Here is a 21,074-nt window from a genome sequence, read left to right on the forward strand (position 1 = left end):
GCGCTTCTCAAAACAGTGAGACAACGCTGACCTCCCGTCCTTTACTTGTCCGACACCCCGGCTTCGGCAAAGGTCGCCATGCCCGACAAGCATTCCACGGCAGCTTTGACCAAAGGCATGGCCAGCCCCGCGCCGGAGCCCTCGCCCAAACGCAGCCCCATCGACAGAAGTGGCTCCTTACCGATGCCGCGCAACACCGCCCCGTGAGCCGCTTCGGCAGAGACATGGCCCGCGATACAGTGATCCAGCGCACCCGGCACCGCTTTCTCAAGCGTGGCCGCCGCCGCGCAACAAATGAAGCCATCGAGCACCACCGGGATACGCAGATGCCGCGCCCGTGCGATCGCGCCCGCCATCGCCGCCACCTCGCGCCCGCCCAGCGAGGCAAGAATGTCCAAGGGAGATTTGTCCCCGTGCAGGGCAACGCCCGCCGCACAAACCTCTTCCTTGATCTTCAGCCCGGCGTCATCGACCCCGGTGCCGCGCCCAACCCAATCGGCCGCCGCGCCACCGAACAATGCATTGGCAATCGCCGCAGCAGACGTTGTGTTCCCTATGCCCATTTCGCCAACGACCAGCAAATCCGACTGCGGATCGACCTGCTCCCAGCCCACTTTCAGGGCGGCGACACATTCCGCCTCAGTCATCGCGGGGGCTTCGGTAAAGTCTGCGGTGGGGCGATCCAATTCGATCGGATGGATCGACATCGTGGCTCCGGCGTTGCGGGCAAGTTGGTTGATCGCAGCGCCGCCGTGCTCGAAATTCGCCACCATCTGCACGGTGACTTCGGTCGGGAAGGCCGACACGCCACGCGCGGCAATCCCGTGATTGCCCGCAAAAATAGCCACTTGTGGGCGAGAGATGCTGGGCCGCGCCTCCCCGCGCCATGCGGCATACCAAATCCCGATCTCCTCAAGCCGCCCAAGCGAACCCGCAGGCTTCGTCAGCTGGCCATTGCGCGCCTCCGCCCCTGCTTTCGCCCCAAGATCCGGCCCCGGAGCCGCTTTCAAAAGCGCCTCGAACCCTGCAAGATCGGAAAAAGTCATGCCCAAGTCTCCCTCATTGAATTCGGCTCACCGAGCTTCTATCCCCTGTAGGTGAGCAAGGACAGGACCGAATGTTCACGAGGATGCCATGACCCTACGTTTCAGACCGCAAGCCCCCGACATCGCCACAGCGCTCGCGCTTTTGACTCGCATTCCGGTGCGCGCCGGTTTCGAGCGCAGCGCTCAATCGGCATGGGCCTTTCCTCTGGCCGGATTGGCGGTCGGCTTGGTCGCGGGAGCCGTGGCCACGATCGCGGGTTGGTTCGGGCTCGGAGCGGGGCTGATCGCCGGCTTTGCCTTGGCGGCCTTGGTGATCACGACAGGCGCAATGCATGAGGACGGGATGGCAGATTGCGCAGACGGGTTCTGGGGCGGGTTCGACCGCGCGCGCCGTCTTGAGATCATGCGCGACAGCCGGATCGGTGCCTATGGCGTCCTTGCCCTGATCCTTGCCCTCCTGCTCCGGTTCACCGCGCTCTCATCCTTGGCGCATGAGGACGTGATCGTCACCGGTATGATCGCCGCCGCCATGCTGTCGCGCGCCGCGATGCCCTATCTCATGACCCTCCTGCCCCATGCGCGCCAAGACGGACTGTCGGTCACAACGGGACGCCCGCCACGCGATGCCGCCAGCCTCGGTGCAGTCATCGCCTTTCTCTTATCCTGGATCGTGGTCGGCTTTGTTCCGACCATTCTTGCCAGCTCAGCCATCGTGGCGACCACCTATGCCGTTGCACGGATCGCGCAAACGAAGATCGGCGGGCAAACGGGGGATGTTCTGGGGGCTACTCAATTGCTCGGGGAGATCGCCGCGCTCACCGTGTTCACGGCCTTGGTGTAACCCCGCATAAGAAAACCGCCACAAGGTCTCCCTCGCGGCGGTTCTAACGATTAGCTTAAGACGGAACGTCTTAGGCAGCGCGGCTGACCAGAACGTCGTCCACTTTCTTCTGAGCTTCCGCTTCACCGGTGCCGGACACGGCAGCGACTTCGCGGGTCAGGCGGTCAAGAGCCGCTTCATAGAGCTGACGCTCGGAATAGCTCTGCTCGCGCTGATCGTCGGTGCGGTGCAGGTCGCGCACCACTTCGGCAATGGCGATCAGGTCGCCGGAGTTGATCTTTTGCTCGTATTCCTGAGCGCGGCGGGACCACATGGCGCGCTTGACCTTGGCCTTGCCTTTCAGGGTCTTCATCGCGTCCTGCACCAGTTCCGGCGAAGACAGCGAGCGCAGCCCGCTTTCCACGGCCTTGTTTGTCGGCACGCGCAGGGTCATCTTGTCTTTCTCAAAGGCGATGACGAAAAGTTCGAGGGACATGCCCGCGATTTCCTGTTCCTCGATCGACATGATCTGGCCAACGCCATGGGCCGGGTAAACAACGAAATCGTTGGGGCGGAATTCGGATTTCTTGGTCTTGCTCATTTGCAGGTTTTTTCCTCAGACGGGACCGTTTACACCACGCAGGCCACCGACCTTTCGGTCTCTTTCACCCCGTCCGCATGGCACACACAAAAGCCATTGGACGATGTCGTTGACGGCATAACGACCTTCGACGACGGTGTAAGAGGCGCGAAAAACTCAATCCCCGAAAAAGCTCTGCTTCAGGGGGTTGAGGTCGATATGCCCTTATATGGTCCCCCCTTTATACCATAAAATTTGGTCAAAAGAAAGCATCGCGCCATCTGCGACCGGATATCGGCACGGTTTTCAGGGGGTTACACGGGATTCCAATTACTTACCGCTTGGTCAGCGCGATACACGCTTCAAAAACGATAACTCGGGTGTGTTCAATTCAAAGGCGAATCATCGCCGCGACTGCGAAAGGACCGCTTAGGAGCCCTCGCCGGGCTCTTCAGAGAAGTATTTCTCAAGCTTTCCGGTTTCGCCGTCCTTGTCCTCGTAACCCGGCATCGGGTCTTTCTTTTCGAGGATCACCGGCCAAAGCTCCGCGTATTTGCGGTTCAATTCGACCCATTTCTCCATGTCCGGCTCAGTGTCCGGGCGGATCGCGTCAGCCGGGCATTCCGGTTCGCAAACGCCACAGTCGATACATTCATCAGGATGGATCACCAACATGTTCTCACCCTCGTAGAAACAATCCACGGGGCAGACTTCCACGCAATCGGTGTATTTGCAGGAGATGCAGTTATCAATCACGACGTATGTCATTGCGGTTCATCCAAATCTGATTACTTCCGCACTTGCTAGCGGCAAGCGCGCGATCATTCAAGCATGTCTGGGCGCGAAAGGTCCGTCATGCGCCGATCTTTCTTGGTTGGGCGACCTTTTCCCTCAAACCGTGGCACAGACGGAACAGGGTCCTTGCTGATCTCCGGTGGGCTCAGGTCTTCGTAAAGCGACTGTGCTTCCGGCGCCGGGCCACGCCGCGTCCCGCAGGCTTCGATCCGGATCACCCGGATATGCCGCCCCTGCGGAAAGGTCAAAACATCGCCCGAACCGACAGAGGTTGCCGCTTTCGCCACTTTCGAGGAATTGACCCGCACATGCCCGCCGGTGACGGTTTTCGCCGCCAGCCCGCGGGTTTTGAAAAAGCGGGCATACCACAGCCACTTGTCGAGACGAATGGTCTCCCGCTTTTCCATATGGACTTACTTCTTGTCCTTCAGCGCCATCAGGGCCGCGAACGGATTGTCCGGGTCGATGGCTTTCTCTTTCTTCGGCGGGCGGGAGGAGAAGGTTTTCGGCTGGTTGCCGCCATGCCCCTTGCCGCCGTCACGGCCACCCTCACGGCGCGGCTTGCCACCTTTTTTGCCCTGAGGCTTGCCACCGCCCTTTTTGCCTTGCGGGCGGTCACCGCCTGCGTTCTGGCGACGGGGGCCACGGTTGGCATTGCGGTTGCCACCCCAAGTGAAGGTGTAGAACTCTTCGGTCTCGTCTTCGACAACACCCGCATCGACAGCGACGCCCTCGGGCACTTCGGTCTCGTCGAATTCTGCGGCTTCGTCCTCGGCCGGAACCGGCTCCGCGATCTCGGCAGACGGGGCTTCACCTTCGTCCGGGATCTCGGCGGCCACGCCGGAGAGATCAGCGGCTTCCGGCACTTCGGCTTCGCCAGCGGGCATCGCGTCATCGGAGACGACCTGATCGACGGTTTTGACTTTGACGCGTTCGCCCTTCTCGGCCTTGTAGCCCAGCCCGCCCATGAGATCGGCAAACTGTTCGAGCGTCATACCCGTGATCGAGAGCATGTCCGGCGTGGCTTCAAAACCGCCACGGCTGTCTTGGGAGCGCAGGATGTCGGCCAGACGCTCCAGCATATCGATGCGGATCGCACGTTCGCCAGACAGGCGGTAACCAGACATCGGGTAATACCCGTCAGGGGCCTGATCAACGGCGGGGATGGTCACCAGACCCGGCGGCGGGGCATCCGGGAATTCGTCGAATTTCGCATTCAGAGCCCAGAGCAGAAGACGCAGACGCGTCGGCGCTGGTTTCAGAAGCAGCGGCATGAAGATCGTGTACTGACCAAAGCGCACACCGTGCTTGCGCAGCGCGCCACGGGCGTCTTGATCCAGCTCTTTGACCTCTTGGGCCACCGCTTCACGCGGGATGACACCGAGGTTTTCAACCAGACGGAACGCAAAGCCACGCGCCAACCCTGTCAGGGTCTCGTCGCGCGACATGTTCAGAAGCGGTTCAAAAAGGGTCGCAACTTTGCGGTCGATGAAATGCTGCAGACGGCGCTGGACCTTGTCCACCACATCCTGCGCAACACCCTCGTCAACGAAGGCCACGGCGCGCGGTTTGAGCGCGTCATCGCCAGCAACGAGTTTCCCGATGGCATGTTCGCCCCACATCAGGCCACCTTGGTCGGTGAAATCCATCTCCGTGTCGGGTGCATTGTAAAACCGGTCGGCGCGCAGATTGAATTCTGGCGCAAGAGCGGCCATGGCGGCAGCGGCGAGGGTCTTGGCCTCATCCGGGGTCGCGGCTTTGTCCTGCATAAAGCGGAACCCCTCAAGACGGCCGACGAATTCGCCCTCAACCGTCACTTCACCTTTGTCGTTCACGTCGGCCACAAGGCCCTCCTTCTGTTTGAGCCGCCGAAGGAGCACACTCGTCCGCCGGTCCACAAATCTTTGCGTCAGTGCACTATGCAGCGCATCCGACAGTCGGTCTTCTACAGCGCGGGTTGCCTCGCGCCAATGGCTTTCGTCATCAACCCAGTTTTCGCGCTGCGCAACATAGGTCCAAGTGCGGATATAGGCGAGTCTTTTAGACAGAGTGTCGATATTGCCCTCGGTCCGGTCAATGCGTTTGACCTGTTGAGCCATCCAATCGTCCGGAACGCGCCCATATTCGTGTAAAAATTCAAATATTCGCTCAAGAAGTGACGTGTGTTCACCATGACTGATTCCACGAAAATCGGGAATGCGGCAAACGTCCCAGAGCAGTTTCGTGTCCCGCGCTGTGCGAAGTCGCGGACGCACTGTGCGCAAGGTTGACAGCGTCTTGAGCGCCTGCAGATCGTCCGCCTCCCGCGCTTTCACCAAAGCGGGATCCGAGGGCGCCATTTCAAGAGAGGCGATCAACCTGTCCGGCGAGCCAAACTCAAGTCGGGGATTGCGCCAGTTGAGTTTCTTCTGCGGGGTAAAGCGGTGTTCCTCGATGGCCTCGATCACTTCGACATCAAATGGCTCCGCTTCCCCCGTGACTCCGAAAGTCCCGTCGGTCTGATACCGCCCCGCCCGGCCCGCGATCTGCGCCAGTTCGTTCGGCATCAGATGGCGCATCCGCCGCCCGTCGAATTTCACCGTAGAAGAGAACGCAACGTGGGTCACATCAAGGTTGAGCCCCATGCCGATCGCATCCGTGGCGACGAGGTAATCCACATCGCCGTTCTGGTACATTTCCACCTGCGCGTTGCGGGTCCGGGGGGACAAAGCCCCCATGACCACCGCCGCCCCGCCCTTTTGACGGCGCAGAAGCTCGGCAATGGCATAGACATCATCAACCGAAAACCCGACGATTGCGGCGCGCGCGGGCATTCGACTTATCTTTTTCGAACCTGCATAGGTCAGACGCGAAAAACGGTCGCGGTGCATGAACTGCGCTTTCGGCACAAGCTCGGCGATCACCGAACGCATGGAGTCAGAGCCCATGAACAGCGTCTCATGGGTGCCGCGCGCATGGAGCAAACGGTCCGTGAACACGTGGCCCCGTTCCGGGTCGGCGCAAAGCTGGATCTCATCGACCGCGAGGAAATCCGCCCCCATACCCGTCGGCATCGCCTCGACGGTGCAGACCCAATATTGCGTGCGTGGCGGCACGATGCGTTCTTCACCGGTCACAAGCGCCACGACGGACGGGCCGCGCACAGCCACGATCCTGTCGTAAACCTCGCGCGCCAAAAGCCGCAGCGGCAGGCCGATCACACCTGTTCGGTGGGCCAGCATGCGCTCGATCGCATAGTGGGTTTTGCCTGTATTGGTGGGGCCAAGTACAGCCGTGATCCGGCCGCCGCCCATCGCGCTCGTCATAGCGTGTCGTCCTGTCTCGCGTTTTCAATGGGGACCTTAGAGCGACACGCCACCGAGCGCCAGTTCAAGCCGGGCGATCCGTTCAGATAGCCCCGCCATATTCGGATGTATCTCTTCGAGCTTTTTCAGAACGGACAGCGCCTGCTGCTCATCGCCGATGTCTTCGAGAATCAGCGCGAGGCCTGAAAGCGCTCCGAAATGGCGCGGCTCACGGTTCAAAACCTCGGCAATATCTTGAATCGCCGGCCCGTAAAGCCCGGCCATATAGTAGGCGGTCGCACGCGCGTTATAGCCTTCTGTAAAATCCGGAGCGTGATCCACAAGGGCGGTCAGGTGATCAATCGCGGCGTAGATATCCCCGGCATCAAGCGCCGCACGGCCCCGCTCCAACAACAGGTCCATCGCATCAGAACCTGACCGCGACAGCTCCAGAGCCAATTCTTGCTCGATCCGGGAGGCGTCATAAGGATCGGCCTTCGCAAGCGCCGAAAACAGCTCGTCAAGCTTCGCCGCATCCGCGGCAAAAGCGCCGGAGGCCGCAAAAAACAGCCCGAACGTAACGGCACATTTGAGAAACTGTCGTAATCTCTTCATAACGATCTGGATTGTAGCTTTCTGACCCCCATGTTCATAGTCACAAATAAGTGGCAAAGCTGAACACATGGCGCGCCAGACAACCGGAGGACGACAAATGAGCGATATCATCACCAAGGCTGTGGAAGCCCTGTCCGAGAAAATCGACGGCTTTAGCGCAGGCGTTGCGAAATTCGTGATCGAAGGCGAAGGCGCCATCGTTGTGGACGCTGACGGCGTGCGCGCATCCGATGACGACGCAGACGTGACCCTGACCGCCGATCTCGACACGTTTCAAGGCATGATCGAAGGCGACGTCAACCCGACCGCAGCCTTCATGCAGGGCAAACTTTCGGTCGATGGCGACATGGGCCTCGCCATGCAGCTCGGCGCTGCTCTGGCCTGATCCGGACACCCGAGATGGCCGAGCCCGCACCCTTTTTTGCCGATCTTGCAGACGGCCCCGAAGGCGGAGAAGCCTATTGGCTTACCGCCTCCGACGGGGTGCGCATTCGCGTTGGGTTCTGGCCCAAAGAGGATGCGAAGGGCACGGTTTTCATTCTCCCCGGACGCACCGAATGCGTTGAAAAATATGGCCGCGGGGCTGCGGATTTCGCCGCCCGCGGCTTTGCCTCGCTCGCCATAGACTGGCGCGGACAGGGCATCGCGGACCGCCTGCTCAAAGATCGCCGCATCGGCCATGTAGAAGACTTCGCGGATTACCAGAAAGACCTCGATGCGGTCATCGCACTGGCCGAAGAAAAAGCCATGCCGAAACCGTGGTTCCTGATCGGGCATTCCATGGGCGGCGCGATCGGCGTGCGCGCCCTGATCGAGGGCAAGCCTTTCAAAGCCGCAGGTTTTTCCGCCCCGATGTGGGGGATCGGCCTGTCTCCGGTCCAAAAGCTTTTGGCGCGCTTCGTCTCCCCCGTTTTACATGCGCTTGGCCTGCAGAACCTGCGCGCGCCCGGAACGAAACCCGAGAGCTACATGCTCTGGCATGGGTTTGAGGACAATCTGCTGACCTCAGACCGCGAGATGTTCGACTATATGGCGCGTCAGATCGTTGAACAGCCAGACCTGTCCCTCGGCGGCCCCTCGTCCCATTGGGTGTCAGAGGCCATCACGGAAAACGACTGGGCGTTTGACCATCCCATGCCCGACATCCCGGTGCTCTGCTTCCTCGGATTGGACGAGAAGATCGTCAACACTGACGCGGTGCGCGCCTTCGCCTCGCGGTGGCACTCCTGCGAATTGATCGAAGTGTCCGGAGCCCGTCACGAGATCCCGATGGAGACGGCCGCCACGCGCAAGCTGTTCTATGACCATCTCGCCAAGCTTTTTTCCGATCAAATCGCCGCCTGATCCTTTGCATCCGTCCGCCGGACGCCCTATCTGTTGAGAAACAACAAGAGGATAGATGCGATGCGGTTCACCCTTCCCACACCGGTTTTCGATCAAAACGCCCAGAGCGGGCATAACGCGTTCGGAGACCTGCCGGATTGGGACCTCACCGATCTCTACCCTGCGACCGACGCGCCCGAGGTCAAACGCGATCTGGATTGGCTCGAAGAAGCCTGCGCCAGCTTTGCAGAGGATTTTGAGGGCAAGCTGGCTGATCTCGACGGCGAGGGCATGCATGACTGCATCCTGCGCAACGAACGGATTTCGCAGGTGGCCGGACGTCTCGGCTCTTTCGCAGGACTGCTCTACTATCAGAACACGGTCGATGGCGAACGCGCGAAATTCCTCTCCGACATTCAGGACAAGATCACGAATTTCACCGCGCCTCTGGTGTTCTTCTCGCTCGAAGTGAACCGCATCCCGGAAGACAAGCTCGAAGACATGCTCACGCATGATGGCCTGTCCCGCTACCGTCCGATCTTCGAGCGCATGCGCAAAATGCGCCCCTATCAGCTTTCCGACGAGCTGGAGCGCTATGAGCACGACATGTCCGTGGTCGGTGCCTCCGCTTGGAACAAGTTGTTCGATGAAACCATTGCGGACCTGAAATTCGAAGTGAATGGCGAGACGCTCGGGATCGAGGCCACCACGACGCTTATGACCGAACAGGACCGCTCGGTCCGCGAGGCCGCCGCCCGCGAGATCGGCAAGGTTCTGGGCGACAACATCAAAATTTTCGCCCGCGTTCACAACACCCTGTCCAAAATGGGTCAGGTCGAGGACAAATGGCGCGGCATGCCGACGCCGCAAACCGGGCGTCACCTCTCCAATGACGTGGAACCCGAAGTGGTGCAGGCGCTGCGCGACGCTGTGGTCGCGGCCTATCCGAAACTCTCTCACCGGTACTACGAACTGAAACGCGGCTGGCTTGGCCTCGATAAGTTGCAGGTCTGGGACCGCAATGCGCCGCTGCCTCTGGAAGCCACGCGCACCGTCGGTTGGGACGAGGCCCGCAAGACCGTGATGGACGCCTATGCGGGCTTTGATCCGCGCATGGCGGAGATTGCCGAACCGTTCTTCACCAAAGGCTGGATCGACGCGGGCGTGAAACCGGGCAAAGCGCCCGGCGCTTTTGCCCACCCGACCGTGACCGACGCGCACCCCTATGTGATGCTCAACTACCTCGGCAAACCGCGCGATGTGATGACACTGGCGCACGAGCTGGGTCACGGCGTGCACCAAGTGCTGGCTGCGGGCCAAGGCGAACTGCTCGCCGATACTCCGCTGACGCTCGCGGAAACCGCGTCGGTGTTCGGCGAAATGCTGACCTTCCAACAGATGCTCAAAGGCGCGAGAACCCAGACCGAGCGCAAGGTGATGCTGGCGGGCAAAGTTGAGGACATGATCAACACGGTCGTGCGCCAGATCGCCTTCTACGACTTCGAATGCAAACTGCATGAAGCGCGGCGCGGCGGCGAACTCACCCCGGAAGAAATCAACAAAATCTGGATGTCGGTGCAGGGCGAATCCCTCGGCCCGGCGTTTGAATTCTTCCCGGAATATCAAACCTACTGGTCCTACATCCCGCATTTCGTCCACTCGCCCTTCTATGTATACGCCTATGCTTTCGGCGACGGGCTCGTGAATGCGCTTTATGCGGCCTACACGGAGCAACCGGACGGGTTCCAAGAGAAGTATTTCGACATGCTCAAGGCGGGTGGCTCAAAACATCACAAAGAGCTTCTCAAACCCTTTGGCCTCGACGCTTCTGATCCAAAATTCTGGGACAAAGGCCTGTCGATGATCTCTGGGTTCATCGACGAACTGGAAGCGATGGAGTGAGCATCACGCTCGCCCCTCTGCCCCGCGAAGACGTGAGCCGTCTCGCGGGGTTTTCCTTGCCGCCCGACCAAGCGGGCTTTGCCGATCTGCCCTCTGTCACCCTGTCCAGCGGTGCGGCGCGCGATGGTCATGTAATCCTCGCCCAAGGCCAACCCGTCGGCTTTTTCGCCATCGACCGGGACTATGCGGAGCATCACGATTTTGCACCTGATAGCGTTCTGGGCCTTCGTCAGTTTCTGATTGATCACGCGTCTCAGGGCCGAGGCTACGCCTCCGCAGCCTGCCTTGCGTTACGCTCTTATCTGAGTGTGACTTATCCGGGATATTCAGCCTGTTATTTGACCGTGAACTGCCGCAACCCGAATGCGCGGAAAGCTTACCTCAAGGGCGGGTTCATCGACACGAACGCGCTGTATCTCGATGGTGGGTTCGGACCGCAGCACATCATGCGGCTGCCCCTCTCCTAAAGCGTTTCGACTTTAACTTGATCTATCACATAAAGTCGAAACGCCCGCTCCGCTTGGACGTTGCACCGCGTTTCTGCTCAAACCCTGATTCAGGTTTAAGTAGAAACGCTTTAATCTCTTAAACTGGCCTGATCACTTCAACTGGCTGTCTTTCGAGCCACGCCGGTTGATCCCGCCGCGCGGTTTAAAGCTGCTGTCGCGTTCACGCTGGCAGTCGATGCAAAGTTTGACGCCGGGGATGGCTTTGCGTCGGGCTTCCGGGATGTCCTCGCCGCATTCCGCGCATTCCGCAAAGCTCTCACCAATCGGCGTGCGGTGCTGTTTCATCCGTGCCAGCTCGTCGCTGATCGAGGCTTCGATCTGTTCGCTCACCGCCCCGTCTTTTGCCCATCCGCCCGCCATGGCGTTTGCCTTTCCGTTTACTTTTCAATCACACAGACCGGATAGCCGGTCGGGTTCCGCCCGCCTCCTAAATCCAGACAGGCATCCTCGTAGATCCATCGCTCAAGCCCACGTCCTGCAACGATCCCCAAAGCAAAGACAACCGCCGCAGCCGCTCCGAGCTTCCAGCGGCTCAATCCAGTTCCGTCCAGGGCCACGGTTTTACCTCGCTATCCCCTGTGATGTAGCGCGTTGCCTTCGCGTACCAGATGCCCATATCGGTTCCCGCATCGGCCACACGGGCATTCGGTTTCTTGTTGTTGAGCAAAAGAATGACGGCCTGCAGGATCGCAAGCACCCCGATGATCGTCGAGGCGAGGTTCATCATGATCCAGATAAGAATGGAAAACAGGATACGCGCGCCGATGTTCTCCGTGATTTCCTCGGGCCGCTTCTCCCGTGTCGCGCCGAGTTCGGGCATCACGTGATCGAATTCATGCGGGTCGGCCATAGCGTGTTTCCCTGTGTGATTCTGTTGTCATCGTTATCAAGTGTAGCGCGTCAGGCGCGGGACCAAAATCTCCGGCGTGATCCATTGGCGCTTACTCGGTATCGGCGAGCGCCCAAAGCCGCTGTAACGCCTTCACCATGCTCAAATCGGGGTCGAAAGCGCCGGTTTCAAGGAAGTTCAGCGTTTGAATAATCACGCGCGGGTTTTGCATCATGAACGTGTGCGTCACCGGCAGGGTCAAATGCGCGCTCATTCCCTCCACCTTTGTGCTCTCGATAGACACCTTGCCGTCGTCCTCGCCCTCAACCACAGCCGACAGGATGGGATTAAGCGACTGGCTCCCGGCAATGACGCCCGTCTCAAAGGGTACGGGCGGTAATGTCTTCGGCAGACCATCTGTGCCAAGCTGTAAGCCCGCCGGACCATTGGCGAGCCCGAACGCGGCGAAGCTTTCGAAACGGTCGATGATTTCAGACCCGTGATTGGGCGGTCCAAGCATCACCACGCGGTCCCAGTCCATCTCCGGATGATCCGCCGCAAAGCTGCGCAAGAGGATCGCCCCCATCGAATGGGTCACAACTGCAGGCGGGGTATCGGGGGACAGCTTGGCACAAGAGGCCCGCGCGCCACGAAGCGCCGGGTCAGCCAAAAGCGCGATCCGGGCCTCTCGCGAGGGATAGGATTGGTTCACCACTTCATAGCCGGCAGCCTGAAAAGTGTAGGCCAAGAGGTCCATTGATCGATCCGTGCGCGCGAGACCGTGGAGCAGGATAACGCATCCCGGCGTGTCCTGAACCTGTGATCCAGCCTCACCCTGCGGGGCCGCAGTGGCGGGAGCGCTCAGAAGTCCGAAAACACAGACCAAGGAAATAAGAAAACGCGTCATATCAAACATATGGCGATCAGGTGGCATAGCTGCAAGCGGAGGTACAAAAACAGAGCTGCACAGGACTCAAAAAGCGCATACCCCGAAACGAACACGGGCGCCCGATCAGGGGCGCCCTATCCACTTGTACCTCCCTAAGGATTCCTCCCCCTACCGGGAGGACTCTTCCGGGTGTTGGCCCTTTGAGCGAGGGGGCACATGCTCCTCCGTCTCGCTTCATCCGGGGTCTCAAAGCCTCAATCGGCAGCACCCGGCGAATCCTCAAACCGTCTTCTCCACCCTTGCCCTCGGATATCCCTCCACGGATCCAAGAGACCTAAGCCGGAGGTTCCGGTTATTGCGGCGGATCCTCCATGTTGTCTGAGCCAGAAGCGCGGAACATTCTCATGTCTCCTCCTTTTCTTGCCTATCCAACATCTCAAGAATACCCCGAGTCGCATAATCCGGCCTTGATCCGCATCAAAACCGTCACTTTTTTGTGGGCATCGAGGCTGCATCGAGACGTAAAAAGGGCGGCCCGAAGACCGCCCCATTGCATTTGAGTTTCGCGCTTAGGCCTGTTCGAGAAGACCCTGTTCTTTCGCGAGCTCCTGCATCCTTGTCTGTAGCTTCTCGAAAGCACGGACTTCGATTTGGCGAATGCGTTCGCGCGACACATCGTATTTACCGGACAACTCCTCAAGGGTCATCGGCTGATCTTTCAAACGGCGCTCCATCAGGATGTCTTTCTCACGATCATTGAGCACATCCATCGCCTTCACGAGCAGCTCGCGGCGGGTTTCCATTTCATCCCGCGCTTCGTAATCGGCGGCAGTGTTGGCGCTTTCGTCTTCGAGCCAATCCTGCCATTGCGCAGAGCCGTCCTCATCGCTACCGACCGTGGCGTTGAGCGAGGCGTCGCCCCCCGACATGCGGCGGTTCATCGAGATCACCTCATCCTCGGTCACGCCCAGATCATGCGCGATCTGTTTGACGTTGTCCGGATGCAGATCACCCTCTTCAAACGCACCGATCCGGGCTTTCGCCTTGCGCAGGTTGAAGAACAGTTTCTTTTGCGCCGAGGTGGTGCCGAGTTTGACCAGAGACCACGAGCGCAGGATATATTCCTGAATGCTCGCGCGGATCCACCACATGGCATAGGTCGCCAGACGGAAACCTTTTTCCGGGTCAAAGCGTTTGACCGCCTGCATCAGGCCCACGTTGGCCTCGGAAATGACCTCGGCCTGCGGCAGGCCATAGCCACGATAGCCCATGGCGATTTTTGCCGCCAGGCGCAGGTGGGACGTCACCAGTTTATGCGCGGCAGGCGCATCTTCGTGGTCCACCCAGCGTTTGGCGAGCATGTATTCTTCTTCGGGTTCCAGCATCGGGAACTTCCGAATTTCTTGCAGATAGCGGTTCAGCCCCTGTTCAGGACTCGGAGCCGGCAAATTCGCATAGTTACTCATGTCTCACATCTCTCCCGCGTCATACGCGCCCATGTTATAAGGCTTAACATTCCATTTAGGAAGCGCTGTTAGCGCTTTCAAGGGGCGGCAACGCGTTTCTATCCTCAAGGTCTAAACGAAAGATGAGCCCGGTTCCGCCGTTCTTCCACTAGATTTCATTGAAATCACGCCAACGTGGCCTCTGTTACAAAGTGATATTCTGCACCAAAGCGTCGAAAACCGCGCGAATACGTGCAGATGTTCGCAGCTCCCGATGCGCCACGATCCCGAGCGGATAGCTGAGCGGCGGAAGGTCACCAACACGAACCACTCCCTGCTCCCGCTCGGCCACCCGCTCGGGCAAGATGCCCACCCCAAGCCCGGATCGGATCATATCCAGCACCACCAAAAAGGAATTGGACAGGGTCTAAAACCGCTCTGGCGTCACGCTCAGCCCGATCCCCTCCAAAGCCAGCCGAAGCTCTGGCCCGCTGTCGAAGCCAATGACGTCGGCCTCGGACACATCCCTCATCAGCCCAGAAGCAATGTCATGCTCGATCTGCGCGGCATAGTCCCGCGAGGCATAGAGATACGCGCGCTCATCCCCGAGTTTGCGGGCAATGAGATCGAGTTCACGCGGGCGAAACGACCGAAGCACTGCAGGCCCCGGAGTTGGCTCCCGCATTGCTCGCCGCTCATGCCGATGGCTATGACCTCGGGTTGATCTTCTTCGCGCTCAATACAGCCCTCATGGCGCAGCTTCTCTGCCGCGCGGAGATCGCTCCGAACTGGCTGCCGCCTCTGCTCATGGCCTCTGCTGCGGTGTATCTGGTTGGAAGCCTCTCGGCGTTGCTCGCCCCCGACTTCGCGGCAAAGATAGAACTCGTCTATCTCATCCCACTGGTGTCGGAGACCGCATTTTGCCTTTGGCTCCTGTTCGGTCACCGCCACATGGCGAGCGCTGCGGCTTAAAGCTGATCCAAGAGGTGCTGCATGTCCTCGGGCAGCGGCGCCTCGAAGCGCATATCTTCACGCGTGACGGGATGCACAAAGCCCAGAACCGCCGCATGAAGCGCCTGACGCGGGAACGCATCCACGGCCGCCCGAGCCTTGTCCGAGAGCGCTTTGTGATTGAGTTTGCGCCGCCCGCCATAGGTCTGATCCCCGACCAGCCCGTGCCCGGCATGCGCCATATGCACGCGAATCTGGTGGGTGCGCCCGGTCTCAAGCCAGCATTCCACCAGAGCAAGCTGCGGCGGTGTGCCGAACAGCTCCACCACCCGCGCACGTGTCACCGCGTGACGGCCTTCCGTGAAAGAAACCGCCTGTTTCTGGCGATCCGTTTTGTGGCGCCCCAGAAAAGAGGTGATGCGCAGGATGTTGGAACCTTCGAAACTCACGCCTTTCACACCACGAAGACGTGGGTCCATCGGGTCCGGCGCGCCATAAACCAGCGCGTAATATTTCCGCTCAACCGTGTGTTTCTCGAACTGTTTCGCGAGCCCCTGATGCGCCTTGTCGGATTTCGCAGCAACCAAGAGCCCGGACGTGTCCTTGTCAATCCGATGCACGATGCCGGGACGCTTCTCCCCACCAATGCCCGACAGGGTATCGCCGCAATGGAACATCAGCGCATTGACCAAAGTGCCCGACGGGGAGCCGGGCGCGGGGTGAACCACCATGCCGACGGGCTTGTTCACCACGATCAGATCTTCGTCCTCGTAGATCACGTCGAGCGGGATGTCCTCCGCCTGCACTTCGACCTCGGTGGCTTCTTCCACCGTGATCTCGATCTGGTCGCCTTCCGCCACCCTGCCCTTCTGATCCATCACCACAGTGCCGTTCACCTTGATCGCACCATCCGCGAGCAATTTGACGAGACGCGAGCGCGACAGCACTGCTTCTTCTGGCACATCGCGGGCAATCGCCTTATCAAGGCGCTTGGGCGGGTTTTCCGCGATCACGAATTCGACTTTGACGACAGGGGCAGAAACAGACATGAGCGATCCGGTAGAGATTGACCCGAAAGATGCCGCCCGGCTGACGCTTCTGCGCCGACTGGTCATGACACTTTTGGTGGTGATGATTGTCGGGTTTCTAGTGCTGATCGTGTCCTTTGTCACCCGTTTCCCGTCCGCCGAGGATTTGGCGTCCACATCCGTCTCTTTCGACCTGCCCGAAACGCTCGATATTCCGAAGGGTGTCACGCCCGAAGCCTTCACCCGTGGCTCTGATTGGGTGGCGATTGTCGCGGAGAATGAGATTCTGATTTTCGATGCCGCGACGGGCACTCTGCGCCAGCGTGTTGCCATCAACACGGCTACGAATTGAGAGGGCGCAAGCCCCAAACGTCCCGTCCTCTCTCTAAACGCGTTTTACAAAAATGAACGCCGGAGGAACTTTCACGTTCCCGCCGGCGCCTCCCCCCAATGGATTTCAAGGAAGACGAAGGGACCTCCCATCCCTCCGTCTTCCCCATTGTGCTTTTACAAATCCCGGCTCAGCTCACGACTGATGAGAGCGAAAAACAGGATCGGTGACATGACAAAGGCGGCATAAACCGCGCCCGCGAAATAAAGATGCATTTTTTCCTCCCTTTTTGGAAGGATATCACAAAATTCACAAAACTGCTACATTTTGCCGCACCCAAAAGACGCCGCAGCGCGTCATGGATCAAGACTTGATCTCAAATGCCTTTTCGTCTTCGCCCGAGGTTTTGTGCCGCACCGCGGCGTTTTTTTCTTTGAAGTCCACTGTGAGCACGGCGTGGTCTTCGCCAGCGCTCCAGCTCATCTCCATCACACCCTCGGATGGGGTGGTGAAGCTAAACGCGCCCTTGAAGGCCGGATGGCTGTTGCGGAAGCGGATCAGCTCGCAAAGCTCTTGGACCATCGGCGTGGCAAGGGCAGCGGTGACTTCGTCTTCGGTGTAATAGTGCCGATTGATGTCGCGCCCGACGTCGCTCTTGCGCAAAAGCTCCATGTCATTGGTCCCGCCAAGAAGGCCGATGTAATAGACCTGCGGGATACCCGGCGCGAAGAACTGAACCGCGCGCGCGATGAGATATTCCGTCTCGTTCTGTCCCAGCACGTCAAAATAGGTCGAGTTGACCTGATAGAGATCCATGTTGGAGGCCTTTGCCCCCGTGGCCTCCCGGCTGGTGCCGCCGGATTTTTCGTGCATGGTTTCGACCAGATTGTCGATCTGCGACGGGTTCAGAAGACCAGGACGACCATCCGTGCTGGCCCCGGCGTCGATCACGCCGATACCGTCATGGGTGTCCAGAACCGTGATCGCGTTGCGCGGGCTGATGTCCAGCCAGTTCGCAAGCGGGGCGGCGTCGCCGGTGTAGAGCGCATGGAGCACCAAGGGCGGCAGCGCGAAATCATAGACCCGATCCACGCGTTTCGCGATGTCGATCTGATCCTGATAATAGCTGTGAATCTCGACAAGCACGTCCATCTCACGTGCCTTGGCGCGTTGCGCCAGAACGCCCAGAAATTCGTAGGTTTCCGGGATCATGAAACAGCTCGTGCCAGCTTTCTTGATCGCATAGCCCGCCGCATCAAGGCGGATGGAGGACACGCCGCCTTCGGAGAAGGCATCGAAAATACGGTCGAGATAGGCCGCGCCGTCCGGGCTTTTCACGTCGATGTCGATCTGGTTCTCGGTGAAGCTCGTCCAAACGAGGCGGTGTTTGCCGTCACCAAAGCGCATTTTTGTAAAGGGAAATCCGGGGCGCGGACGGTAGATCGCAAGAAGATCCTCTTCCGTGGCACCATTCGGGAAAACCTTACCATAGGTCATGAACATATCGGCAAACTCAGACTCAGCGCCTTTTGCAAGGAAATCCTGAAAGGCCGTCGATTGCGCGGAGGTGTGATTGACGATCATGTCGGCCATCACATCGGTGCCGATCGAAAGCGCGTGCACATCCGCCCATGTCCCGAGACGCGGATCGACAGTGGTGTGATCGGTCGGATCGAACCCCGCATCCGCCCCGTCGATCGGGTCAAAGAACGGCAACACATGGACGGTGCCAAAGAGGCCTTTGAGCGGGCCTTCGAGCATCTCTTTCAGCGCGGGGAAACCGGCCCCCGTCAGACGATCGGCGTAAGTGATGAGCTGAACCTGATTTTTCATGTGATGTTCCTGCGCTGCCAAAATCTACAGGACGTACGTTAGCGCCCCAACTCCGCCCTATACGCAGCATGACACCACGACAAGAGGCACAATAAAGTCGCGCAAGCATAGACGACCGGGCGCAAGCGTATTCACAGCACAGGCAACTGGCTGAGAGAATTCCAAATTTTGAAGAAAGGGTGGTACCACCTCCCCGGCTCGAACGGGGGACCTCCTGATCCACAATCAGGCGCTCTAACCAACTGAGCTAAGGCGGCACTGACGGGGGATTTAACGAGGCGGGCAGATGAATGCAAGAGGCAGATTGCGAGAAAATGTCAAAAGCCCCGATTGCCCGCCGCCTTCTGTTCCTCTTGCGTCATGCAAAGCGACAGCGTATCTCGGGGCAGATCAAAAGGAGCTCCCATGGGCATCAACTCGGAACGCGACCTCGAAGCCAACCTGCAAATCGGGCCGACCACGCTCGGCATGGTGCGCATGTTCATCGAAGCCAATGGCGGCATCGAAATTCCGATGGATTTCGAGCCCGAAGAAGCGGAAGAGATCGCCGAAGAACTCCGCGCGGCTGCGGCTCAGGCCCGCAAGATGTCCAAGTAAGGACGTCTCACGCGTCCCCTCCGAAGAGTGCGGCCACGCCCGGATCGCGGTAGCCCTGCAAACGCGCGGCGGCATCGCGCGCCGCTTTCAGATGAACGGCCTTGCGGCGCGCAGCGGGAAGCTTGTCTGCATCAGGCATCCGAATGATTTCCGCATTATAGGCATCCGCGATGATCAGCCCCGCCTCAGAGGGCAGAATCTCCGTTGGGAAATCCGCATCGACAGCAAAGAAAAACCGGTCACACCAGTCGAGATAGCCCTGCCATTTGGCATCGGACATGTAATCGGCCCGTGATGATTTGCACTCGATCACCCAGACCTCGCCTTTCGCGCCCAAAGCCAGCACATCGACCCGGAGCCCGCGCGTCGGCACCCATTCCTCGACACAGGCGAAATCATAGGACCGCAGGTGGCGGCTGACACCGCGCGCCAAAAGCTGGCCGGGTTGGGCGGAGGTGAGGAACGTATCGGTCATGGCCGGACCCTGCCGCAGTCTCGCGCGATTTTCAACGCCTCCCCCTTGTCGTCTCCCCAACAAAGCCCTATCTCGGGCCTCAGGCGGGATCTGCTCTTCTCGTACACATGGGCGCAAGTCTCCGGTGGCCTTACGCAACCGAATGGGAGCTGGCTCTGTCTGGATCCTGGTCCAGTTACCTGGCGCCCACCTGATTTTTCAGGCTTCGGGAGCAAAATGCGCTGCTACGGATGCTGTGGTCCCCCGCCGCCTTTTTCAAAGGCCCCAACAAGAAAACGCGCCTCAAAGGGCGCGTTTTCTTGTTTTAAACGTAGAGCTCTCAACGGCGTTGATTTGCTTCCACCGGCACCGGCTGCATCGCCATGAGCGGAAGCTCATCGCGCTTACCGCCCTGACCGTCATCGTCTTTGCCAGCCATGCGCATGATGGAGATGGCGAACTGAACGCCGGAAAATACGATCCCATTGGCAAACCAAAGCACGATCACCGCGATGATCCCCGCCTCGGTATGCGTCACGAGATGCCAAAGATTGGCGACATTGAAGTACAGAAGCGCGCCCACAAAGGCTGCAGCGATGGCAAAGCCAATCAGAACTTGTGTGATGTAAAGCTTGACGAGCTTGGGCATGGTCTGCACTCCGACGAAGGACATATTCAAAAATTGTAGCAGAAACTGCAATTTTTTCCAGTTCCATTCCGTCGCAGCGCTCAAATGCAAAACGCCCCGCGATTTGCAGGGCGTCTTCATAGATTATTTCGGTGAGAGCGCTTCGTGGAGCGCTTTCCCTTTGCGTTAAAACGCCTCAGGACGCGCTTCGCGAGCCATGTGATCAAGCACCGCGTTGACGAACTTTGCCTCGCGCCCTTCCGGGAAGAAGGCCTTTGCCACATCCACGAACTCGACGATCACAACCTTCGGCGGGGTGCGCCCGGACAGAAGCTCCGCCCCTGCCGCACGGAAAAGCGCCCGCAGCGTCGAGTCGATCCGAGCGATTGGCCATTTCGCCACAAGCGCTCGGTTGGTCATTTGGTCAACCTTGGCCTGATCGTTCACGGCGATCTCGGTGATCTCGTGGAACAGGTCGCTGTCACCGTCGATGAATTCACCCTCTTCCTCAGTCGTGAGGCCGAAGAAGTGATCGTAGAACTGGCGGCGCACCTTATCGACGGTCATGTCGGAGGCTTCCATCTGAAACAGGGCCTGCACGGCATAGAGCCGGGCGGCAGATTTCATCTCGCGCTTGGTCGGCGGTTTCAGATGTTCGTTCTCTTCAGTCATGCTTTTGTGCTCTCGTCAGGCTGTCCGGCAAGCTTGATCGCGTCCGCGTGGAATCCCACGCCCTTGCTCGGATTGGCCCATTTGCGCGAAAGCGCGATGAGATGCAAGGCCGCAGCCGCCGCGCCGCCACCTTTATTTTGGCCTTTGCTTTCCGCACGGACAACCGCTTGCTCGCGGTTTTCAACGGTCAGAATGCCGTTACCGATGCAGACGCCCTGCAGCCCCATGAGCTGGAGCGCGCGGGAGCTGTCGTTGCAAACCGTATCATAATGGGTGGTTTCGCCGCGAATGACGCAGCCGAGCGCCACGTAGCCGTCAAAGTTCGACATTTTGTCAGCGATGGAAATCGCGGTCGGCACTTCCAACGCGCCCGGCACCTCGACGAGATCCCAAGTGCCGCCGACGGCTTCGACCGTGGCTTTGGCCCCGGCGACCAGCTCGTCTGCGATGTCCTTGTAATAAGGCGCAACGACGATCAGGATTTTCACCGGCTGATCGAATGTCGGCAGGTCGAGCGTATAATGCTGTTCATTGGCGGCCATG

At 59.3% G+C, this 21,074-nt stretch carries 27 protein-coding genes and 1 tRNA gene; 8 read left to right on the forward strand and 20 right to left on the reverse strand.

The window, feature by feature from the left end:
* Nucleotides 1-41 precede the first annotated feature (41 nt).
* On the reverse strand, nucleotides 42-1,046 hold the full coding sequence (gene cobT / locus ACYBHZ_RS13925; RefSeq protein ID WP_460274889.1) for a nicotinate-nucleotide--dimethylbenzimidazole phosphoribosyltransferase: 1,005 nt from the start codon (nucleotides 1,044-1,046) through the stop codon (nucleotides 42-44).
* Nucleotides 1,047-1,134: 88 nt separating this feature from the next.
* On the opposite strand from cobT, the gene cobS reads away from it, so the two are divergent.
* Nucleotides 1,135-1,887 carry an adenosylcobinamide-GDP ribazoletransferase gene (gene cobS, locus ACYBHZ_RS13930; RefSeq protein ID WP_460274890.1) on the forward strand — a complete coding sequence of 251 codons (753 nt, stop codon included), beginning with the start codon at nucleotides 1,135-1,137 and terminating at the stop codon, nucleotides 1,885-1,887.
* Nucleotides 1,888-1,957: 70 nt separating this feature from the next.
* Here the strand turns inward: cobS and ACYBHZ_RS13935 are convergent, their stop codons facing one another.
* The 5 genes from ACYBHZ_RS13935 to ACYBHZ_RS13955 all read right to left on the reverse strand — a co-directional run bounded on the left by ACYBHZ_RS13935 (nucleotide 1,958) and on the right by ACYBHZ_RS13955 (nucleotide 7,140).
* Nucleotides 1,958-2,467, reverse strand: a complete 510-nt coding sequence (locus ACYBHZ_RS13935; RefSeq protein ID WP_066705623.1) for a CarD family transcriptional regulator — start codon at nucleotides 2,465-2,467, stop codon at nucleotides 1,958-1,960.
* 408 nt (nucleotides 2,468-2,875) lie between these two features.
* Nucleotides 2,876-3,214, reverse strand: coding sequence for a ferredoxin FdxA (fdxA, locus tag ACYBHZ_RS13940; protein ID WP_460274891.1), 339 nt, complete (start codon nucleotides 3,212-3,214; stop codon nucleotides 2,876-2,878).
* 53 nt (nucleotides 3,215-3,267) lie between these two features.
* A complete protein-coding gene (locus tag ACYBHZ_RS13945) occupies nucleotides 3,268-3,648 on the reverse strand; it encodes an RNA-binding S4 domain-containing protein (RefSeq protein WP_460274892.1) in 381 nt (126 codons plus the stop codon).
* 6 nt (nucleotides 3,649-3,654) lie between these two features.
* Complete coding sequence (locus ACYBHZ_RS13950) at nucleotides 3,655-6,546, reverse strand: helicase-related protein (protein ID WP_460274893.1); 2,892 nt, start codon at nucleotides 6,544-6,546, stop codon at nucleotides 3,655-3,657.
* 36 nt (nucleotides 6,547-6,582) lie between these two features.
* On the reverse strand, nucleotides 6,583-7,140 hold the full coding sequence (locus tag ACYBHZ_RS13955; RefSeq protein ID WP_460274894.1) for a tetratricopeptide repeat protein: 558 nt from the start codon (nucleotides 7,138-7,140) through the stop codon (nucleotides 6,583-6,585).
* Between the two features lie 97 nt (nucleotides 7,141-7,237).
* On the opposite strand from ACYBHZ_RS13955, the gene ACYBHZ_RS13960 reads away from it, so the two are divergent.
* From ACYBHZ_RS13960 to ACYBHZ_RS13975, 4 genes are read left to right on the forward strand one after another with little or no spacing between them, the layout of a single operon-like run.
* Nucleotides 7,238-7,525, forward strand: coding sequence for an SCP2 sterol-binding domain-containing protein (locus ACYBHZ_RS13960; RefSeq protein ID WP_460274895.1), 288 nt, complete (start codon nucleotides 7,238-7,240; stop codon nucleotides 7,523-7,525).
* Between the two features lie 14 nt (nucleotides 7,526-7,539).
* On the forward strand, nucleotides 7,540-8,484 hold the full coding sequence (locus ACYBHZ_RS13965; RefSeq protein WP_460274896.1) for an alpha/beta fold hydrolase: 945 nt from the start codon (nucleotides 7,540-7,542) through the stop codon (nucleotides 8,482-8,484).
* A gap of 60 nt (nucleotides 8,485-8,544) precedes the next feature.
* Complete coding sequence (locus ACYBHZ_RS13970; protein ID WP_460274897.1) at nucleotides 8,545-10,365, forward strand: M3 family oligoendopeptidase; 1,821 nt, start codon at nucleotides 8,545-8,547, stop codon at nucleotides 10,363-10,365.
* On the forward strand, nucleotides 10,362-10,832 hold the full coding sequence (locus ACYBHZ_RS13975) for a GNAT family N-acetyltransferase (RefSeq protein WP_460274898.1): 471 nt from the start codon (nucleotides 10,362-10,364) through the stop codon (nucleotides 10,830-10,832). Before ACYBHZ_RS13970 ends, ACYBHZ_RS13975 begins: the two co-directional genes overlap by 4 nt.
* A gap of 132 nt (nucleotides 10,833-10,964) precedes the next feature.
* Here the strand turns inward: ACYBHZ_RS13975 and ACYBHZ_RS13980 are convergent, their stop codons facing one another.
* From ACYBHZ_RS13980 to ACYBHZ_RS14010, 7 genes are all read right to left on the reverse strand, one after another.
* Nucleotides 10,965-11,234 (reverse strand): DksA/TraR family C4-type zinc finger protein, encoded by a 270-nt coding sequence (locus tag ACYBHZ_RS13980; RefSeq protein WP_460274899.1) that lies wholly within the window; start codon nucleotides 11,232-11,234, stop codon nucleotides 10,965-10,967.
* Between the two features lie 17 nt (nucleotides 11,235-11,251).
* Nucleotides 11,252-11,410 carry a hypothetical protein gene (locus ACYBHZ_RS13985; protein WP_460274900.1) on the reverse strand — a complete coding sequence of 53 codons (159 nt, stop codon included), beginning with the start codon at nucleotides 11,408-11,410 and terminating at the stop codon, nucleotides 11,252-11,254.
* Entirely contained in the window at nucleotides 11,407-11,724 is a 318-nt protein-coding gene (locus ACYBHZ_RS13990) for a DUF4389 domain-containing protein (RefSeq protein ID WP_460274901.1), read from the reverse strand. The genes ACYBHZ_RS13985 and ACYBHZ_RS13990 overlap by 4 nt, the downstream gene beginning before the upstream one ends.
* Before the next feature lie 91 nt (nucleotides 11,725-11,815).
* Nucleotides 11,816-12,610 (reverse strand): esterase/lipase family protein, encoded by a 795-nt coding sequence (locus tag ACYBHZ_RS13995; RefSeq protein ID WP_460274902.1) that lies wholly within the window; start codon nucleotides 12,608-12,610, stop codon nucleotides 11,816-11,818.
* A 551-nt stretch (nucleotides 12,611-13,161) separates the two neighbouring features.
* Nucleotides 13,162-14,058, reverse strand: a complete 897-nt coding sequence (gene rpoH, locus ACYBHZ_RS14000) for an RNA polymerase sigma factor RpoH (RefSeq protein ID WP_460274903.1) — start codon at nucleotides 14,056-14,058, stop codon at nucleotides 13,162-13,164.
* A 184-nt stretch (nucleotides 14,059-14,242) separates the two neighbouring features.
* Nucleotides 14,243-14,446, reverse strand: a complete 204-nt coding sequence (locus ACYBHZ_RS14005) for a LysR substrate-binding domain-containing protein (RefSeq protein ID WP_460274904.1) — start codon at nucleotides 14,444-14,446, stop codon at nucleotides 14,243-14,245.
* Nucleotides 14,447-14,464: 18 nt separating this feature from the next.
* Nucleotides 14,465-14,695 carry a hypothetical protein gene (locus ACYBHZ_RS14010; protein ID WP_460274905.1) on the reverse strand — a complete coding sequence of 77 codons (231 nt, stop codon included), beginning with the start codon at nucleotides 14,693-14,695 and terminating at the stop codon, nucleotides 14,465-14,467.
* A gap of 14 nt (nucleotides 14,696-14,709) precedes the next feature.
* Between ACYBHZ_RS14010 and ACYBHZ_RS14015 the strand changes: the two genes are divergently transcribed.
* Nucleotides 14,710-15,009, forward strand: coding sequence for a DUF4386 domain-containing protein (locus ACYBHZ_RS14015; RefSeq protein WP_460274906.1), 300 nt, complete (start codon nucleotides 14,710-14,712; stop codon nucleotides 15,007-15,009).
* On the opposite strand, the gene ACYBHZ_RS14020 is transcribed toward ACYBHZ_RS14015, so the two are convergent.
* Nucleotides 15,006-16,037 (reverse strand): RluA family pseudouridine synthase, encoded by a 1,032-nt coding sequence (locus ACYBHZ_RS14020; RefSeq protein ID WP_460274907.1) that lies wholly within the window; start codon nucleotides 16,035-16,037, stop codon nucleotides 15,006-15,008. The two genes, ACYBHZ_RS14015 and ACYBHZ_RS14020, sit on opposite strands and share 4 nt — an antisense overlap.
* On the opposite strand from ACYBHZ_RS14020, the gene ACYBHZ_RS14025 reads away from it, so the two are divergent.
* Nucleotides 16,036-16,368, forward strand: a complete 333-nt coding sequence (locus tag ACYBHZ_RS14025; RefSeq protein ID WP_460274908.1) for a DUF6476 family protein — start codon at nucleotides 16,036-16,038, stop codon at nucleotides 16,366-16,368. The two genes, ACYBHZ_RS14020 and ACYBHZ_RS14025, sit on opposite strands and share 2 nt — an antisense overlap.
* Before the next feature lie 342 nt (nucleotides 16,369-16,710).
* Here ACYBHZ_RS14025 and gtfA read toward each other — a convergent pair whose 3' ends face one another.
* Together gtfA and ACYBHZ_RS14035 are read right to left on the reverse strand one after the other, a co-directional pair.
* Complete coding sequence (gtfA, locus tag ACYBHZ_RS14030) at nucleotides 16,711-18,180, reverse strand: sucrose phosphorylase (protein WP_460274909.1); 1,470 nt, start codon at nucleotides 18,178-18,180, stop codon at nucleotides 16,711-16,713.
* 180 nt (nucleotides 18,181-18,360) lie between these two features.
* Nucleotides 18,361-18,437 (reverse strand) — tRNA-His (locus ACYBHZ_RS14035).
* Between the two features lie 148 nt (nucleotides 18,438-18,585).
* Here ACYBHZ_RS14035 and ACYBHZ_RS14040 point away from each other — a divergent pair.
* Entirely contained in the window at nucleotides 18,586-18,777 is a 192-nt protein-coding gene (locus ACYBHZ_RS14040; protein ID WP_460274910.1) for a DUF6324 family protein, read from the forward strand.
* A gap of 7 nt (nucleotides 18,778-18,784) precedes the next feature.
* Here ACYBHZ_RS14040 and ACYBHZ_RS14045 read toward each other — a convergent pair whose 3' ends face one another.
* The 4 genes from ACYBHZ_RS14045 to ACYBHZ_RS14060 form a co-directional block, all read right to left on the reverse strand.
* A complete protein-coding gene (locus tag ACYBHZ_RS14045) occupies nucleotides 18,785-19,252 on the reverse strand; it encodes an MmcB family DNA repair protein (protein WP_460274911.1) in 468 nt (155 codons plus the stop codon).
* Between the two features lie 319 nt (nucleotides 19,253-19,571).
* Complete coding sequence (locus tag ACYBHZ_RS14050) at nucleotides 19,572-19,880, reverse strand: hypothetical protein (RefSeq protein WP_460274912.1); 309 nt, start codon at nucleotides 19,878-19,880, stop codon at nucleotides 19,572-19,574.
* A gap of 165 nt (nucleotides 19,881-20,045) precedes the next feature.
* A complete protein-coding gene (nusB, locus tag ACYBHZ_RS14055; RefSeq protein ID WP_460274913.1) occupies nucleotides 20,046-20,531 on the reverse strand; it encodes a transcription antitermination factor NusB in 486 nt (161 codons plus the stop codon).
* A complete protein-coding gene (locus ACYBHZ_RS14060) occupies nucleotides 20,528-21,073 on the reverse strand; it encodes a 6,7-dimethyl-8-ribityllumazine synthase (RefSeq protein ID WP_460274914.1) in 546 nt (181 codons plus the stop codon). The genes nusB and ACYBHZ_RS14060 overlap by 4 nt, the downstream gene beginning before the upstream one ends.
* Between the last annotated feature and the right edge of the window lies 1 nt (nucleotide 21,074).

The sequence above is a fragment of the Celeribacter sp. ULVN23_4 genome (assembly GCF_054788345.1).